Consider the following 14178-nt stretch of genomic DNA (forward strand, 5'->3'; position numbering starts at 1 on the left):
CAATTCAGTGGCCAACTCAATGAGCGAACAAACTGGCATGAACCGGAGCGAACCGTCCCGTCTCGGGATCGAGAAATCGCCGAATCGGCGGGCCAACCGACTCGGGTTCGGTGAGGAACGCATCGTGTCCGTGGTCGCTATCGATGACGCGATGAGTCACTTCGACACCGGCGTCGCGGAGCGCGTTGGTGAGATGGGTCGCTTGTTCGACCGTGAAATGCCAGTCACCGGAAATCGAAAGGACGAGTACCTCGCCATCGAACTCCGCGAGCGCATCCGAATCGGAGTCGTAGCCTGCGGAGAGGTCGTAGTTCTCCATCGCGTGGGTGAGATAGAGATAGCTGTTCGCGTCGAATCTCTGGACGAATTTTTGTGCCTGGTAATCGAGATAGCTCTCCACGTCGCGATAGGAGTCATCGTCGGGAGCGAACTCCGGAACAGAGTCGGGCGAGTCCCCACTCGCACCGAATTCCCGTGGCGGGCAGTCGGCGAGTCGCCTGCCGAACTTGTCCGCCATCGAATCCTTCGACAGGTACGTAACGTGACCGAGTTGTCGGGCGAGGGCCAAGCCGATATCGGGGTGGTCGGGGTAGTAGTCGCCGCCCTGCCACACCGGGTCGGAGACGATTGCTCGCCGAGAAACCGCGGAGAGAGCGAGCAGCTGCGGGTCGAGGCGTGCCGACGTGGCGATTGGAACTACCTTTTCGACACGGTTCGGATACCGTTTCGCCCATTCGAGGGCGTTCATCCCGCCGACGCTTCCGCCGATGACTGCCCGGACTCTGTCGATTCCGAGATGGTCGAGCAGACGACGCTGGGCACGAGTCCAGTCGCCGACGGTGACGGTCGGGAAGTCGGAACCGTAGGCGTCACCCGTTTCTGGGTTCGCACTTTGCGGACCGGTCGTTCCGTAGCACGACCCGGGCACGTTCGCGCAAATCACGAACTGCTTACGAGTGTCGATGGGTTTGCCCGGTCCCACCATCTCGTCCCACCAACCGGTTCCTTGGCCGTCGCCGGTTCCCTGAACTCGGTGACTGCCGGTCAAGGCGTGACAGACGAGTATCGCGTTATTGCCCGTATATTCGCCGTACGTCTCGTACGCGACTTCCAAGTCGGAGATCTCACCACCCGATTCGAACTCGAACGACCCGAGCGAGGCGGTCATTGTGTCGCCCCCTCGATTGCCGAATCGATGTCGGCGAGGATGTCAGCGGGGTCTTCGATGCCAACCGAGAGACGAATCAAGTCTCGGGTCACGCCCGCCGACCGCTGTTCCTCCGGCGAGAGTTGAGCGTGCGTCGTACTCGCGGGATGGATGACCAGCGTCTTCGCGTCGCCGATGTTGGCGAGGAACGAAGCGAGTTCGACCTCCTCGCAGAACGTCTTGCTGGCTTCGTACTCGCCGAGTCCGAAGGCAATCATGCCGCCGTAGCCGGAATCCAAGAATCGGCTCGCGTTTCCGTGCGTTTGGTGTGATTCGAGTCCGGGGTAGGCGACCCACGCCACCTCGTCGTGGTCGGCGAGATACTCCGCCACGATGGCGGCGTTTTCGCAATGGCGTTCCATTCGAAGTGGAAGGGTCTCCAATCCTTGAAGCGACTGCCATGCGTCGAACGGGGACTGCTGGTTGCCGAGGCTTCGGAGGGAACGGAATCGGACGGCGGCGGCGAGCGGTGCATCGGGAAAATCCTGCGAGAAGTCGATGCCGTGATACGCCGGGTTCTCGCCCGCGATTTCCGGATAGCCCTCCCAGTCGAAGGTCCCGTCATCCACGAGGACGCCTCCGACCGTCGTTCCACTCCCGTGAAGCCATTTGGTCGTGGATTCCCAGACGACATCCGCGCCGTGGTTGAGGGGACGACAGAGTGTCGGAGTGGCAAACGTGTTGTCCACGACGAGAGGGACGCCGTGGTCGTGTGCGAGTTCGGCCACGCGCTCGAAATCGGGCGTGACCAGCGACGGGTTGCCGATGGTTTCTACGTGGACGAAGGCGGTATCCTCGTCGATTGCCTCGGCGTAGGCCTCGTAATCGAGCGTTTTCACGAATCTCGCTTCGATTCCGCGACGAGATGCGGTGTGGGAGAAGTACGCCGTCGTTCCGCCGTAGGTGTCGGTCGAGACGACGACGTTGTCGCCAGCCTCCGCGAGGACGAGCGTGAGCGAATCGAGCGCGGCCATCCCGCTGGCGGTGGCGACGGCATCAGTTCCACCTTCCAGCGAGGCAATTCTCGATTCCAGCATTTCGACGGTCGGATTGCTCAGACGGGAGTAGATGTGCCCGTCGGCTTCCAGCGCGTACAACTCTGCGGCGTGGTCGGCGTCCTCGAAGGCGTAGGACGTGGTTTGGTAAAGGGGCGGAGCAACCGCCCCTGTCGCGGGGTCAGGCTCCTGCCCCGCGTGAACGCTCCGGGTGTCGAATCGGGGCTGGTCGTCGCTCATGTGTAGTAAGCATATTTCTACAGAATTTTATAACCAGCAGTTACGGCAACCTTTGCAGAGCGTGCTAGCACACGACATTTTATTTTATACCTACCGGGTAAAGTATTTCCGACCAACTGTCTCACATTACCAGACCAGCCACTGACACGCAACGAGGAAGACCATGCACAACGTCTCTACTGGAATGACCGCGCCCCAAACCCCTGCAGGATATAGCCGACCGACGAGGTTTGACTACTCGTCGCTTCTGCTCGCCGTTCTCTCGACAATCATGCTGGTCATCTCTGCGGTCGAATTCGGGGCCATACTCTGGTACTTTCAAGGCAAGCCGGAGGAAATCAGCGTCGGCATCACCATCACCAGCGGAAGCGACTTTCTCGCGCTTTTCGCAGGAATCGGCGTCTTCATCGGCACGCTACTCGTCCACGAGGCGATTCACGGACTCGTCTCCCGGTTGTTGGGATACCGCGTTTCGTACGGATTTGAGCCACGAATTCCGGCCCTCTACACCGCCGCGTTCGGCCAATTCGTCACGCGACGGGACAACATGCTGGTCGGAGTCGCACCGCTCGTCGTGATTACCCTCGTTGGAATTCCACTGTTGGCCGGGCCGATGCCAGTCGCGTTGGCGGCGTATTTCGCCCTGCTCGTCAATACGTCGGGAGCGGTCGGCGACCTGTACCTTCTGTGGCGACTCTGGCGGCTGCCACCCGAAACGATGCTCTACGATACGGACATCAGACACAGCTACGTCTTCGAACCCGCGAGCGACACCGCTATAGGCGTCGGGAAACTCGTGGAAAACCGATGAAAAAGCGCACGTTCGTTCTGCTTGGATTCGGCGCGTTCGCCCTCATCCTCCTGAGTTTTCTTCTACTCGGTTTCGGACGACTCGTGCTTTCGTACGAAACCGCACGCTATCTCTCCGCGCCGACGATGTTCGTCTCGTTCTCGCTCGTTCTCGTTCTGCTGGTGCAGTCGGTACTGGCAGTAATGGGAGTTTCCGAACTCGAATAGGTGGACTCGCGCCATGAGTTACCTGTCGTCCTGCAACGAACCATACGCCCGTACCCACCACGCTTGGAAGGGTGCGATGAGAAGTATCGTCCAATACGCGAGCTCCAAACTGACCAGACTCACCGCTATCGAGAACAGGAAGACGGCGGGAGCGATGAGACCCCGAAGGGAAATCAGGCGAGCGTGACGGGTGCTGATTGCTTCGAGCGTAAAGTCCCGCCGTGCGGCATACCACCACGTCGCCGTCATCGTCAGACCGACGAGCGCGAAGTTCGTCGCGTACAGTCCCCACGTAAGCCGAGTCGAGTACGTTCCGATCAACTCCGTCGGGAATGGGAGGAAAGAGATGGTGAGCAGGAACAGCAGGTTCAGATAGAGGAGGATTCGGTCGTGGTGTTCTATCTGCTGAAAGATGTTCTGGTGGATGACCCAATACAACCCGACGGTGAAGAAACTCAGCAGATAGCTGAACATCAGCGACTGGAATTCAAGAAGACGAAGCGGGAGTTGGCTGTCAGCCTGCGCAGGTGGAACGGTCGGCACCTCGAACTGAAGTACCAGTAGCGTTAGAACGATGGCGAAAACGCCGTCGCTGATGGCTTCGAGTCGGTCAGTTCCCTTTCCCTCCAACACCCGGACAGGCATGGTCAAAGTTTCGACGGAATAACAGGTAAGTACACCTGCCGGAGTTATCACCGAATCAGCGCAACTGCTCTCGCGCGGCGGCCATTCCTGCCTCCAAATCCACGTCTTCGCCGACTTCGTGGTACGCCTCGCCGATGGCGCGCACGCCGCGCAGAATCTGCTCCGACGAGAGGTTGCCCATGTTGCTCACGCGGAATATTTCGCCGCCGAGATGGGCCTGTCCGCCGCTGATGCTGACACCGCGGTCGGTTACCGCGTCGAAAAACGAATCCGGATTTTCGCGGACGCCTGCGGGAAGCGAAACGGCAGTGAGGGTGTTCGAGTATTCCGACGCCTCGTTTCGCTCAGGGAACATCGACAACCCCATCGCGATGAACGCGGATCGAAACGCCCCAGACTGCCTGCGGTGGCGGGCGATTCGTTCCGGCATACCTTCCTCTTCGATGTGTTCGACCGCAAGCGCTAATCCACGGAACAGCGGGACGGCACTCGTAAACGGCGTCTGGTGCGATTCCGCCTTTCGGAGATGCCAGTCTAAATCCTCGTAGAACGGCGCGTTCTCGCCGTCGAAGGCCTCCTGTGCGCGGGGCGTGGCGTACATCGCGCTGGTTCCCGGCGGGGCGGCGAGACATTTCTGGGCGTCCGTAACCGCGACATCGACGTTCCAATCGTCCACGAGGAACTCGTCACCGCCGAGGGAAGTGACGCCGTCCACGACGAAGTAAGCGTCATGTTTCGCCGCGATTTCGCCGACTTCGGCGACCGGATTGAGGAGTCCGGTGCTCGTCTCGTTGTGAACCATCGTCACGACTTTCGTCTCGTCGCTGATGGCCTCCGCGACCGTTTCCGGGTCGATGGAGTGGCCCCAGTCGAACTCGACGGGAGTGACGTTCGTGTACCGGTCGGCGATTCGCTTGAATCGCCGACCGAACTTCCCGTTGACGACGGTGACGACTTCGTCGCCCTCGCCAGCGAGGTTGGCGACGGCGGCCTCCATCGCCATCGTCGCCGTGCCGTTGAAGATGAGGCTGGTACCGCCGCTGGTGGTCGGTGTTCCGTCGAGCGACGACCGTTCGAAAATGTAATCGAGGCTATTCTGTGCGCGCTCGTACACCGATTCGAACTCCGAGGAGCGGTGCGAAACCATCGGTTCGCTCATCGCGGTTCGAACGTCACGAGCGAGGGGAACTGGACCGGGGTTGAGTAGGAGAAAATCCTCTCGCATACTGCTCCGTTCAACCTCCCAGTAAATAAGCGTCGTGCGGGACGCAAATTCCGCCACTTGTCGCCGTGGCCGATTATATCGGGAGAATAAATCGACTACGTTCGAGCCGTTTCCGTTTGCACCCGATAGGCCACCCGAACGACGACCACGTCGATGAGGGCGAAAAAGAGGCCGACCACACTTCCGATGATGAGCGCAATAAGTCCACCGATGAGGGCAGTGAGCAGGACGCTCAACGGTTGAAGGGGCGTGTTCGGCGTGAACAGTTGTGGAACGACAGCGATTATGACGGCACCCACGAGAAAGAGAACGCCGACTGCACCCCCCCAGAGCGTTCCCCGGACGAGGACGGCTTTCGTTCCCGACCACGAAACGGCCTCCGAGAGCGGCACCGCAGTGAGCACTTTTCGTATCGTCCACCAGACGATGAACCAGAGCAGTGCGAACAAACCGAGTCCAAGGAGAGTGTTCAACCCTCTGAGCAGGTCACCTAATCTGGCGGAAAGGTGGGCAATGAGGACGCTGACAGAGAGATAAGAAAATTGCTACTGTTCGTCCGGTGGATTACCGCTCGTCGGGCAGGTTCGAGACGAGCCACGCGAGAAACGCCGCCGGACTGCGTGACTGCATCCAGATGGTACCCGGACCTTCGAACTCGCAAGCGAGACCCTCGCCTTTTCGAGTAGACGATTTGACGCCACCCAGACGATGATCCGAGAACTCGACCGTCTCCTCGAACGCGACGACGTGGCCCGTATCCACGACGTGCTTTTCTTCGGGGTCGAGACTGACGACGGAAGTCGCGCCGTAGCTCGATAGAAACGATAGCCCCGAACCGGATAGTTCGAGCAGGAAGTCACCAGCACACTCGATGAACGTCTGTCCGCTACTGAATTCGGCATCGAGTTCCACGCCCAACTCCGCGGCGAGAAACGAACGGGACGGCGTGTACAGCGTCTCATCACGGAGTTCGTAATGGAAAATATCGCCCGGAAACGGCGGTGATAACGTGACGGTTCCCCGCCGGTTTACGGTGAACGTCGTCGAAAACGGGCTGTGCTTTTCGAGCACCGAGTCAGGTAATGAATCTCTCAGTTTGTCGTCCTTCCCCGCCGCAACCTCCACGCCTCCAGAGCAACTGACCAGCGACCCGGCCTCAGCTCGAATCCCGTCGTCCGAATCCAGTGTCACATCGAGTTGGGTGAACGCAGGTCGGTTCGTGATTTCGTACTCCATACTCGCAAGAGACACGAGATGGAGACCCATAGCCCTCGCGGCCTCGTGACTCATGGATGATGTGCAATCCGTAAGGGATTTCTCGACATTGACACAATTATTTCGGCGCGTGCGCCAGCAGGCGGTGGCGGTTATTTGGAGTCGGCAATAGCTGGCCTCACAAGGGAAAAGAGGGACAATGCCGACACAAGGGAATTCGATAACTCAGCGGGCACGATGGGATTCGAACCCACGACCGTCGGATTAGAAGTCCGACGCTCTATCCAGACTGAGCTACGTGCCCTCAGCATCACATTATCGGGCGGTCGTCATAAGGGATTGGGATTTCGAGCGAGAGCACAGCCCTTAAGCACGGTTCACGAGAAATTCAGAGCAATGCGAGTAATCGGAACCGTCGGCCTGCCGGGGAGCGGCAAGGGCGAAGCCGCAACCGTGGCGGAAGAGGTCGGCCTCCCTGTCGTCACGATGGGCGATGTCATCCGCGAGGCCTGCCGGGAGCGCGGTCTCGACCCGGCGGAACACCACGGCGAAATCGCGAAGACACTTCGGGAAGAAAACGGCCCGGACGCCATCGCACAGGCGTCACTGCCGCAAATCGAGGACGCATTGGAAGAGTCAGACACCGTCCTCGTGGACGGCATTCGCTCCGGGGTCGAAGTCGAACGATTCGAATCCGCCTTCGGCGACGACTTCGTGCTGGTGAGCATCGAAGCGCCGTTCGAGGTTCGCGCCGAGCGACTCGGCGAGCGGGGCAGAGACCACACCGACGAAGACACGGAAGGACTCCGACGACGTGACGAACGCGAACTCGGCTTCGGTCTCGACCGGGCGATGGCGCGGGCCGACGCCGTCATCGACAACACGGACACGCTCGACGCGTTCCGGAGACAGATTCGTGCCCTCCTCGAAGACGGACTTTCGGGGTTGGAGAACGTACAGGCTGCGGAGGGAACATGATTTACAGCGTCGATATTCAGATTACGGCACCCGTACGGGACACCGAAATCGAAGCGCGAGTGGTGGACGCAATCGAGAACGTCTTCCCCGGCGCGAAGGTTGAATCGGGACACGGCGAACTCATCGCGACAGCTCATAGCGTCGAGGAGTTCTCGGAAGCACTCCACCGGCAGGAAATCCTCGACACGGCACGGGGCGAGTTTTTCGGCGGACGAGAAGGGAGCACCCTCTCCTTTTCACTGAAAAAACAGGCAGCCTTCCAGGGCGTCATCAACTTCGCGGTCGGTAACCCCGACGAACTCGGCGACATTCACGTCCGAATCGAGGTAAACGACCCCACCGTCGAGGAGTTCATCGACTACGTCGCACCGCCGACTGAAGACGGGAAACCGATTACTGACGACGGATAGACGTCACACTACTATTCTCACGACGACGAACAGCACGATAACGCCCAGCACGTCGCAGGCGTTCGTGACGACCGGAATGACCACGTCGTCGGGGTCGAGTTCGAACCGGTAGGCGACGTAGGTCGCGACGAGCGTAACCAGCACCGCGATAAACGCCAGTGCGATTCCGCTCATCAGCGAGATGAGGACGACGATGTGGAGACCTAATTCCGTGCCACCGATGAGCCACGTCAGAGACCAGGCACCGAAACCGACGACCGGGAACACCGTAACGGCGAGTGCGACCGTCGCCACGGCGTTTCCCGCGAGGAGGTCGTCACCGCGAGTGAACGAGAGCGTCCCGAGGTGGAACGCGGTGGAAAGTCTGGCGGCGAGGATGCTTCCGAGGTTACCCGCCGTCCCGATGGTAACCGGCACGAGCGCGAGGAGCGTCGGATACCGAAGCAGGGTGCCCTCGAACGAACCGAGGACGAGACCACTGCCGATTTCGACGATGGTCAACGCGAGCAGAACCGGGAGCATGGCCCGCATGATGGCGCGAACCGTCCAGCGCGTGGGCATTCAGCCGCCCCCGAATCCGAGTCCAAGGACGATTCGAACCGCGAGCAGGAGGAACGAAATTCCGAACACGTCGCCCGTCGTCGTCACCAACGGGCCGACGAGCGTGTCGGGGTTCTTCCCCTGACGATAGCCCGCAAACACCACGAGAACGACGGCAACTGTCAATGCGGTTCCCGAAAGCAGGCCCGCGATGAGTGCGATAGCGACCAAGGTTGGCAACGGTGCAACCGGGTCGGAAAGGAGACGAAGGACGGAAAACGCGACCACCGACGCGAACAAGCTAGCGAGAATCCCGTTCGCCAGCGAGGCCACGATGGCGGCCCACACCCGTTCGTCGTCCGGAACGAACGACGGTTCGACCAGCCCTTGGTGAAGTCCGGACGCGAGGCGCGCACCCAGCGACCCGTAAACGTTTCCACGGGTGGCGAGGAGAGCAGGGACGAGAACCAGCAATCCCTGCACATCGCGGAGTTCGGCGCGCATTCCGCCGAGCACGACGCCCGCGAACAAGCCGCCGACTACGCTCGCAGCGAGCGCAGGGAGGGCCTCGCGATACGCCTCGGCGGCGACTTCCCGGACGGACATCTACCGGAATGGATGCGGGCGCACGACAAAAAAGCGGTGTGTTATAGCATGGGCGTCAGTAGCCCACGGGATGATGCTCGTTATCCGAACGGGCCGAATCCGCCACCACCGCCGCCACCGCCGCCCTGCATCTTCTTCATCATGCGCTCCATGTCGCCGCCCTGTCCCATCCCTTGGAACTGTTTCAGCGTCTGGGACATCATCTTGTGCTGCTGGAGCAGTTCACGGATGCGTTCCTCGTCCTTGCCGCTGCCGCGGGAAATCCGTTGGATTTGGCTCGCGCCGATAGAACGCGGGTTTTGGAGTTCGTTCTCGGTCATCGAGTCCATGATGACCTCGAAGGCGCGCATGCGGTCTTTCGTCACGTCCATCGCGTCGTCCGGCAGCTCGTCCATGATTCCGCCGCCGAAGCCGGGAATCATGTCCATCACCTGTTCGAGCGGCCCCATCTTGTTCATCGCGTTCATCTGGTGACGCATGTCCTTGAGGGTGAACTGGCCCTTCAGCATGTCCTCCGGGTCCCAGTCTTCCTCTTCTTCCTGGGTCTCCTCCATCGCCCGCTGGACGCGCTCGGTGAGCTGGCCGAGGTCGCCCATGCCGAGCAGGCGCGAGATGAAACTGTTCGGCTCGAACCGCTCCACGTCCTGAACGGTCTCACCGGAACCGAGGAACGCGATTGACGAATCGGTCTCGTTGACCGCCGTCAGCGCACCACCACCTTTTGCGGTTCCGTCGAGCTTCGTGATGACGACGCCGTCGATGCCGATGGATTCGTCGAACTGCTGAGCTTGGTCTTTGGCACCCTGTCCGATTGCGGCGTCGAGAACGAGCAGATTACGGTCGGGGTTGACTTCCGCCTCGATTTCCTCGATTTCGTCGATGAGGTCGTCTTCGAGCGCGTGCCGACCCGCAGTGTCCACGATGTGGATATCCGCGTCAGCGGTCTCCTCCAATCCCTTGCGGGCGATATCGACCGGGTCGTCGTTGTCGGGGTTGCCGTAGAAATCCACCTCGGCGCGGGCACACATCTCCTTGGCCTGGTCGTAGGCACCGGGACGGAAGGTGTCTGTCTGGATGACCGCGGGACGGAGTCCCTTCTTGGAGAACCACCACGCCATCTTGGCGGAGGTGGTCGTCTTACCGGAACCCTGCAAACCAGCAAGCAGGATGGTCTGGTCTTCGAGCGGGATTTCCGTGCTTTCGCCCACGAGGCCGACGAGTTCCTCGTACACGATGCTGAGCACGTGGTCGCGGGCCGTCGTCCCACCGGGCGGTTCTTCTTCCAGCGCTCGGGTCTTGATGGAGTCCGAGAGCTCCATCACGAGGCTCACGTCAACGTCAGCCTGCAGGAGCGAGCGCTGAATCTCTTTTACAATTTCCTCGATATCATCCTCGCTGACGCGGGACTTCCCACTCAACGTGTCGAGGGAGCCGCGAAGAGAACTACCGAGATTGTCGAGCACCATCGTTGTCTTTCCTTGGGTTCGTAGTCGTTTAAAGCCTTTTTCTAGCTCGTCCGTTTAGGCTGGTTTGCACCGTCATTCGTCGTTTTAGACCACACATTTATCACCCGAAACGGCTCTCATAACGGTGGGCAGTGAGCGTAGGTGGTGTAACGCTCAATCGTCAGAAGAAGCCTGTCCGAACTGTTGTGGTGGCAATCGGAGTTCGTCAAGACCGGGAAGGTGCTTGACATTGTAGACGACTTGCATATCGTCAGTCGCCGGTTCACAGATGCAGGACAGGCGGAACCCGCGGTCGGTCATCTCCGAGGAGAGGACGTGGTTCGAGAACATCTCCGTCTCCCCCGCCACGACTGCAACCGCACAGTTCGCACAGGCACCACCGCGACAGGCAAACGGCCAGTCGAAACCACGGTTCTCGGCGGCTTCGAGAAGCGATTCCTGTGGTTCGACCCGGAACTGACCGTAATCCTCCGAATCGAGTCCGGCCGCGGCGGCTTTCCGGAACAGATTTTGGTCGTCGATTTCCCAGCCGTAATCGTCGAGGATTTGGTAGTTGAGATACTCGACCTGCGGATAATCTGGCGTCCGCACCTCTTCGACTTTTACCTGTTTCTCCTCGAACTCCTCGGTTCCGTATCCAGCTTGAATCCGTTCGTATGCCGCTTTGACTCGCTGAAACTCCCGTGCAGAGCCACCTACATCTGGATGTGCCTCTTTCACTCGCTGTCTGTATGCCGCAACGATTTCCTCGTCGTCCGCATCCGCATCGATCCCTAAAACATCGAACGGGGAGTTCACATGTAATGATAGGAAATCGAAGCCATAAATCCTCTCCCCAACCTCGGAAGGGAGGGACGACAACAGCAAGTCACGGAACCAATTTTGAAGCCCTTTCGCGGCGAACGATTACATATGCGACTGTTCGTGAGTATCGACCTGCCGGATACCCTCGTGGAAGGTGTCGCGGGCGTACAAGACCGGTTTAGCGAGGCTGACGGTCTATCGTTCACCGATCCGCGACAGACCCACGTGACGCTGAAATTCCTCGGTGATGTGGATGCAGACCGCGTTCCAGCCATCGAGGATGCCCTCGAACTGGCGGTCGAGTCGGACATCGATTTCGGCTCGTTCGATGCGACGGTCGAGGGACTGGGCGTCTTCCCCAGTCTCGATTATATTCGAGTGGTGTGGCTGGGTATCGGGGACGGGGAAAACGAAATGATCCTGCTCCACGATGCCGTCGAGTCGCGCGTCTACGACCTCGGTTTCGAACCGGAAGAGAACAAATTCATCCCACACGCCACCATCGCCAGAATGCAACACGCTGGCGGGAAAGAACTGGTTCAGAAACACGTCCGAGAACTCGAACCGGAAATCGGGGAGATGGAAGTCGAGGAAATTCGGCTGACGAAAAGCGAGTTGACGGCGGAGGGGCCGGAGTACTCGACGGTTTCCGCGTTCCGGTTGTAACCCCGTTTGAAAGGAACAAGATTTTATGCGACGGCGGAAAAGTGGCAACCACTATGGGCAAGAAGTCGAAGGCCAAAAAGAAGCGGCTTTCCAAGTTGGAACGGCAGAACAGCCGCGTCCCTGCGTGGGTCATCATGAAGACCGACCGAGACGTGATGCGAAACCCAAAGCGTCGCAGCTGGCGGCGTAGCGACACTGACGAATAATGAGCGCAAGTGATTTCGAGGAGCGAGTCGTCACAGTTCCGCTCCGAGACGTAAAAGCAGAACCGAAGCACAAACGCGCCGGAAAGGCGATGAAAGTGGTGCGCGGACACCTCGCCAAGCATTTCAAGGTTGACGAGGAAGACGTGCGTCTCGACCCCTCCATCAACGAGGCAATCTGGTCGCGCGGCCGAAAGAAGCCGCCGCGAAAGATCCGCGTTCACGCGGCACGCTTCGACGAAGAGGGCGAAGCCGTCGTCGAAGCGGAGTACGAAGAGTAGAGCGGTGTTTCGTACCGCGTTTAATGGGTCGTCGTACGTTGGTGTGTTCGCTCATGCCACTGACGAGTATATCCTGATTCGACCCGATTTGGACGACGAACTGGTCGAATCCCTGACCAAGGAGTTGGAAGTCGAAAGCGTCGAGACGAATGTCGGTGGGTCATCGACCGTCGGCGCACTGGTCGCAGGCAACGAGAACGGCCTGCTCGTGAGCAGTCGAATTACCGACCACGAGCGGGAAGCAATCGAAGAAACCATCGATGTCCCCATCACCGAACTGCCGGGACGCATCAACGCCGCCGGAAACGTCGTTCTTGCGAACGACACTGGCGCGTACGTTCACCCGGACCTGCCACACGAGGCAGTACAAGCCGTCTCGGACGGACTCGGCGTCCCAGTCGAACGCGGCATGATCGCCGGAGTTCGGACGGTGGGAACCGCCGCGGTGGCGACGAACAGAGGCGTTCTCTGCCACCCGAAAGCGACCGACGACGAACTCGACACCGTCGAGGACGTTCTCGGCGTTCCCGCCGACATCGGTACCATCAACTACGGCGGACCGCTCGTCGGGTCGGGACTCCTCGCGAACGCCAACAGCTACGTCGTCGGGGAGGAGACGACCGGACCGGAACTTGGCCGTATCGAGGACGCACTAGGCTACATCGACTGATTTTCACGTATCGAGGGCGATGCGTTTCTCGCTACCCGTTCTCAATATCGGATTGTATCGCTTCGAGGGATTTCTGGCGTATCAAGACGGAGTCTGCAACAGTTGCATCACGGTACAATGCCGCACGGAAACCATCGAGTTTCTGTAACCAACTGGTAAAAGATGTTACACCAATAAGGGCACTGGCGAACATGTATGTTCCGTGGTCTTCCCCGTCGTCGGGGAGGAGGGAGCATGAGATGACCCAGACAGTATTACAATCCGTCAATGACGGGTCGAACGAAACGACAGTCGATGAGAAAGACAGCGGGGATACGGTATCGCGGGACGAGATATTTCACATCCTCCGGAATCGACGGCGGCGATACGCGATTCACTATCTCAAACAGCACGATGGTTCAGTCTCCATCGGTGAGTTAGCAGACCAAGTGACTGCATGGGAACACGGCATCACACCCGAAGCAATCACCTCTCAGCAGCGAAAGCGCATCTATAACTCGCTTCAACAGACGCATCTTCCGAAACTCGCCCGGACGGGATTCGTGGAGTACGATTCGGCGCGCGGAACCGTCGAACTCAAAGAGCGGGCCGTACGGCTCGACATGTATCTGGAAATCGTCCCCGAGCGGGATCTACCGTGGGCACAGTACTACCTCGGGCTGGGTGGCGTCAGCGTCACCTTGATGGGTGCTGTCTGGTTGGAAGCGTTTCCGTTCAGCCTTCTTCCGAGCGTAGTTTGGGGGCGTACGTCACGAGTGTACTTCTGTTCTCCAGCGTCGCACACGTGTACTCGCTCCGGTCGGCTCGACTCGGAGCGAGCGATGACCCACCGGAAGTGGAGCGATTAGCGTAACTACCGATAATCTGATAACGGAACTCGCCCACGATTACGGTTCAAAATCGTCCGTTGAGAAGGAGCGCAGGGATTTTTCGCCCTCATCTAACCGATACCATAATCGTACTGAAAACACATCGGCGGGGAGTTCGAGTTAGGAAGATTCTTCCCGCTC

Annotated in this window: 19 protein-coding genes and 1 tRNA gene; 9 read left to right on the forward strand and 11 right to left on the reverse strand. The window is 59.5% G+C overall.

Features of this window, described 5'->3' with window-relative positions:
• Nucleotides 1-16: 16 nt before the first annotated feature.
• Both metX and ACN2TU_RS12170 read right to left on the reverse strand, forming a co-directional pair.
• Entirely contained in the window at nt 17-1168 is a 1152-nt protein-coding gene (gene metX, locus ACN2TU_RS12165) for a homoserine O-acetyltransferase MetX (protein ID WP_435155640.1), read from the reverse strand.
• Nucleotides 1165-2442: an O-acetylhomoserine aminocarboxypropyltransferase/cysteine synthase family protein gene (locus ACN2TU_RS12170; protein WP_435155641.1), complete on the reverse strand. Its 1278-nt coding sequence runs from the start codon at nt 2440-2442 to the stop codon at nt 1165-1167. Before ACN2TU_RS12170 ends, metX begins: the two co-directional genes overlap by 4 nt.
• 163 nt (nt 2443-2605) lie before the next feature.
• On the opposite strand from ACN2TU_RS12170, the gene ACN2TU_RS12175 reads away from it, so the two are divergent.
• Complete coding sequence (locus tag ACN2TU_RS12175) at nt 2606-3253, forward strand: DUF3267 domain-containing protein (protein WP_435155643.1); 648 nt, start codon at nt 2606-2608, stop codon at nt 3251-3253.
• Nucleotides 3250-3459: a hypothetical protein gene (locus ACN2TU_RS12180; protein ID WP_435155644.1), complete on the forward strand. Its 210-nt coding sequence runs from the start codon at nt 3250-3252 to the stop codon at nt 3457-3459. The genes ACN2TU_RS12175 and ACN2TU_RS12180 overlap by 4 nt, the downstream gene beginning before the upstream one ends.
• A gap of 18 nt (nt 3460-3477) precedes the next feature.
• Here the strand turns inward: ACN2TU_RS12180 and ACN2TU_RS12185 are convergent, their stop codons facing one another.
• The 5 genes from ACN2TU_RS12185 to ACN2TU_RS12205 form a co-directional block, all read right to left on the reverse strand.
• The gene (locus ACN2TU_RS12185) at nt 3478-4104 is read right to left on the reverse strand and encodes a TMEM175 family protein (protein ID WP_435155645.1); all 627 of its coding nucleotides are present in this window, start codon (nt 4102-4104) and stop codon (nt 3478-3480) included.
• Nucleotides 4105-4159: 55 nt separating this feature from the next.
• Nucleotides 4160-5329 carry a pyridoxal-phosphate-dependent aminotransferase family protein gene (locus ACN2TU_RS12190; RefSeq protein WP_435155646.1) on the reverse strand — a complete coding sequence of 390 codons (1170 nt, stop codon included), beginning with the start codon at nt 5327-5329 and terminating at the stop codon, nt 4160-4162.
• Nucleotides 5330-5424: 95 nt separating this feature from the next.
• Complete coding sequence (locus ACN2TU_RS12195; RefSeq protein WP_472850205.1) at nt 5425-5844, reverse strand: DUF7965 family protein; 420 nt, start codon at nt 5842-5844, stop codon at nt 5425-5427.
• Between the two features lie 49 nt (nt 5845-5893).
• Nucleotides 5894-6619 (reverse strand): TIGR00266 family protein, encoded by a 726-nt coding sequence (locus ACN2TU_RS12200; RefSeq protein WP_435155648.1) that lies wholly within the window; start codon nt 6617-6619, stop codon nt 5894-5896.
• Nucleotides 6620-6773: 154 nt separating this feature from the next.
• Nucleotides 6774-6848, reverse strand: a tRNA-Arg gene (locus ACN2TU_RS12205).
• Nucleotides 6849-6940: 92 nt separating this feature from the next.
• On the opposite strand from ACN2TU_RS12205, the gene ACN2TU_RS12210 reads away from it, so the two are divergent.
• Complete coding sequence (locus ACN2TU_RS12210) at nt 6941-7522, forward strand: AAA family ATPase (protein WP_435155649.1); 582 nt, start codon at nt 6941-6943, stop codon at nt 7520-7522.
• Nucleotides 7519-7932 carry an RNA-binding domain-containing protein gene (locus ACN2TU_RS12215; protein WP_435155650.1) on the forward strand — a complete coding sequence of 138 codons (414 nt, stop codon included), beginning with the start codon at nt 7519-7521 and terminating at the stop codon, nt 7930-7932. The genes ACN2TU_RS12210 and ACN2TU_RS12215 overlap by 4 nt, the downstream gene beginning before the upstream one ends.
• Before the next feature lie 3 nt (nt 7933-7935).
• Here ACN2TU_RS12215 and ACN2TU_RS12220 read toward each other — a convergent pair whose 3' ends face one another.
• The 4 genes from ACN2TU_RS12220 to fer form a co-directional block, all read right to left on the reverse strand.
• Nucleotides 7936-8493 carry a magnesium transporter gene (locus ACN2TU_RS12220; protein ID WP_435155651.1) on the reverse strand — a complete coding sequence of 186 codons (558 nt, stop codon included), beginning with the start codon at nt 8491-8493 and terminating at the stop codon, nt 7936-7938.
• Complete coding sequence (locus tag ACN2TU_RS12225) at nt 8494-9078, reverse strand: magnesium transporter (protein WP_435155652.1); 585 nt, start codon at nt 9076-9078, stop codon at nt 8494-8496.
• 80 nt (nt 9079-9158) lie between these two features.
• Complete coding sequence (locus ACN2TU_RS12230; protein ID WP_435155653.1) at nt 9159-10544, reverse strand: signal recognition particle protein Srp54; 1386 nt, start codon at nt 10542-10544, stop codon at nt 9159-9161.
• A gap of 153 nt (nt 10545-10697) precedes the next feature.
• The gene (gene fer, locus ACN2TU_RS12235) at nt 10698-11342 is read right to left on the reverse strand and encodes a ferredoxin Fer (RefSeq protein ID WP_435155654.1); all 645 of its coding nucleotides are present in this window, start codon (nt 11340-11342) and stop codon (nt 10698-10700) included.
• A gap of 114 nt (nt 11343-11456) precedes the next feature.
• Between fer and thpR the strand changes: the two genes are divergently transcribed.
• From thpR to ACN2TU_RS12260, 5 genes are all read left to right on the forward strand, one after another.
• Nucleotides 11457-12014 carry an RNA 2',3'-cyclic phosphodiesterase gene (gene thpR / locus ACN2TU_RS12240; RefSeq protein WP_435155655.1) on the forward strand — a complete coding sequence of 186 codons (558 nt, stop codon included), beginning with the start codon at nt 11457-11459 and terminating at the stop codon, nt 12012-12014.
• A 53-nt stretch (nt 12015-12067) separates the two neighbouring features.
• Nucleotides 12068-12220: a 50S ribosomal protein L39e gene (locus ACN2TU_RS12245; RefSeq protein ID WP_266079873.1), complete on the forward strand. Its 153-nt coding sequence runs from the start codon at nt 12068-12070 to the stop codon at nt 12218-12220.
• Nucleotides 12220-12498, forward strand: a complete 279-nt coding sequence (locus ACN2TU_RS12250; RefSeq protein WP_435155656.1) for a 50S ribosomal protein L31e — start codon at nt 12220-12222, stop codon at nt 12496-12498. Before ACN2TU_RS12245 ends, ACN2TU_RS12250 begins: the two co-directional genes overlap by 1 nt.
• A gap of 4 nt (nt 12499-12502) precedes the next feature.
• Nucleotides 12503-13168 carry a translation initiation factor IF-6 gene (locus tag ACN2TU_RS12255; RefSeq protein WP_435155657.1) on the forward strand — a complete coding sequence of 222 codons (666 nt, stop codon included), beginning with the start codon at nt 12503-12505 and terminating at the stop codon, nt 13166-13168.
• A 239-nt stretch (nt 13169-13407) separates the two neighbouring features.
• Nucleotides 13408-14016, forward strand: a complete 609-nt coding sequence (locus ACN2TU_RS12260; RefSeq protein WP_435155658.1) for a DUF7344 domain-containing protein — start codon at nt 13408-13410, stop codon at nt 14014-14016.
• The last annotated feature ends 162 nt before the right edge of the window (nt 14017-14178 follow it).

This window comes from Haladaptatus marinus (genome assembly GCF_051194195.1).

Bases quoted from the DNA above. Each gene is read 5' to 3' on its own strand.
- ACN2TU_RS12180 (WP_435155644.1), top strand. From the start codon at position 3,250: ATGAAAAAGCGCACGTTCGTTCTGCTTGGATTCGGCGCGTTCGCCCTC.
- ACN2TU_RS12170 (WP_435155641.1), bottom strand. From the start codon at position 2,442: ATGAGCGACGACCAGCCCCGATTCGACACCCGGAGCGTTCACGCGGGG.
- ACN2TU_RS12230 (WP_435155653.1), bottom strand. From the start codon at position 10,544: ATGGTGCTCGACAATCTCGGTAGTTCTCTTCGCGGCTCCCTCGACACG.
- ACN2TU_RS12175 (WP_435155643.1), top strand. From the start codon at position 2,606: ATGCACAACGTCTCTACTGGAATGACCGCGCCCCAAACCCCTGCAGGA.
- ACN2TU_RS12260 (WP_435155658.1), top strand. From the start codon at position 13,408: ATGACCCAGACAGTATTACAATCCGTCAATGACGGGTCGAACGAAACG.
- ACN2TU_RS12210 (WP_435155649.1), top strand. From the start codon at position 6,941: ATGCGAGTAATCGGAACCGTCGGCCTGCCGGGGAGCGGCAAGGGCGAA.
- metX (WP_435155640.1), bottom strand. From the start codon at position 1,168: ATGACCGCCTCGCTCGGGTCGTTCGAGTTCGAATCGGGTGGTGAGATC.
- ACN2TU_RS12250 (WP_435155656.1), top strand. From the start codon at position 12,220: ATGAGCGCAAGTGATTTCGAGGAGCGAGTCGTCACAGTTCCGCTCCGA.
- ACN2TU_RS12215 (WP_435155650.1), top strand. From the start codon at position 7,519: ATGATTTACAGCGTCGATATTCAGATTACGGCACCCGTACGGGACACC.
- ACN2TU_RS12200 (WP_435155648.1), bottom strand. From the start codon at position 6,619: ATGAGTCACGAGGCCGCGAGGGCTATGGGTCTCCATCTCGTGTCTCTT.
- thpR (WP_435155655.1), top strand. From the start codon at position 11,457: ATGCGACTGTTCGTGAGTATCGACCTGCCGGATACCCTCGTGGAAGGT.
- ACN2TU_RS12245 (WP_266079873.1), top strand. From the start codon at position 12,068: ATGGGCAAGAAGTCGAAGGCCAAAAAGAAGCGGCTTTCCAAGTTGGAA.
- ACN2TU_RS12190 (WP_435155646.1), bottom strand. From the start codon at position 5,329: ATGCGAGAGGATTTTCTCCTACTCAACCCCGGTCCAGTTCCCCTCGCT.
- ACN2TU_RS12185 (WP_435155645.1), bottom strand. From the start codon at position 4,104: ATGCCTGTCCGGGTGTTGGAGGGAAAGGGAACTGACCGACTCGAAGCC.
- ACN2TU_RS12220 (WP_435155651.1), bottom strand. From the start codon at position 8,493: ATGCCCACGCGCTGGACGGTTCGCGCCATCATGCGGGCCATGCTCCCG.
- ACN2TU_RS12225 (WP_435155652.1), bottom strand. From the start codon at position 9,078: ATGTCCGTCCGGGAAGTCGCCGCCGAGGCGTATCGCGAGGCCCTCCCT.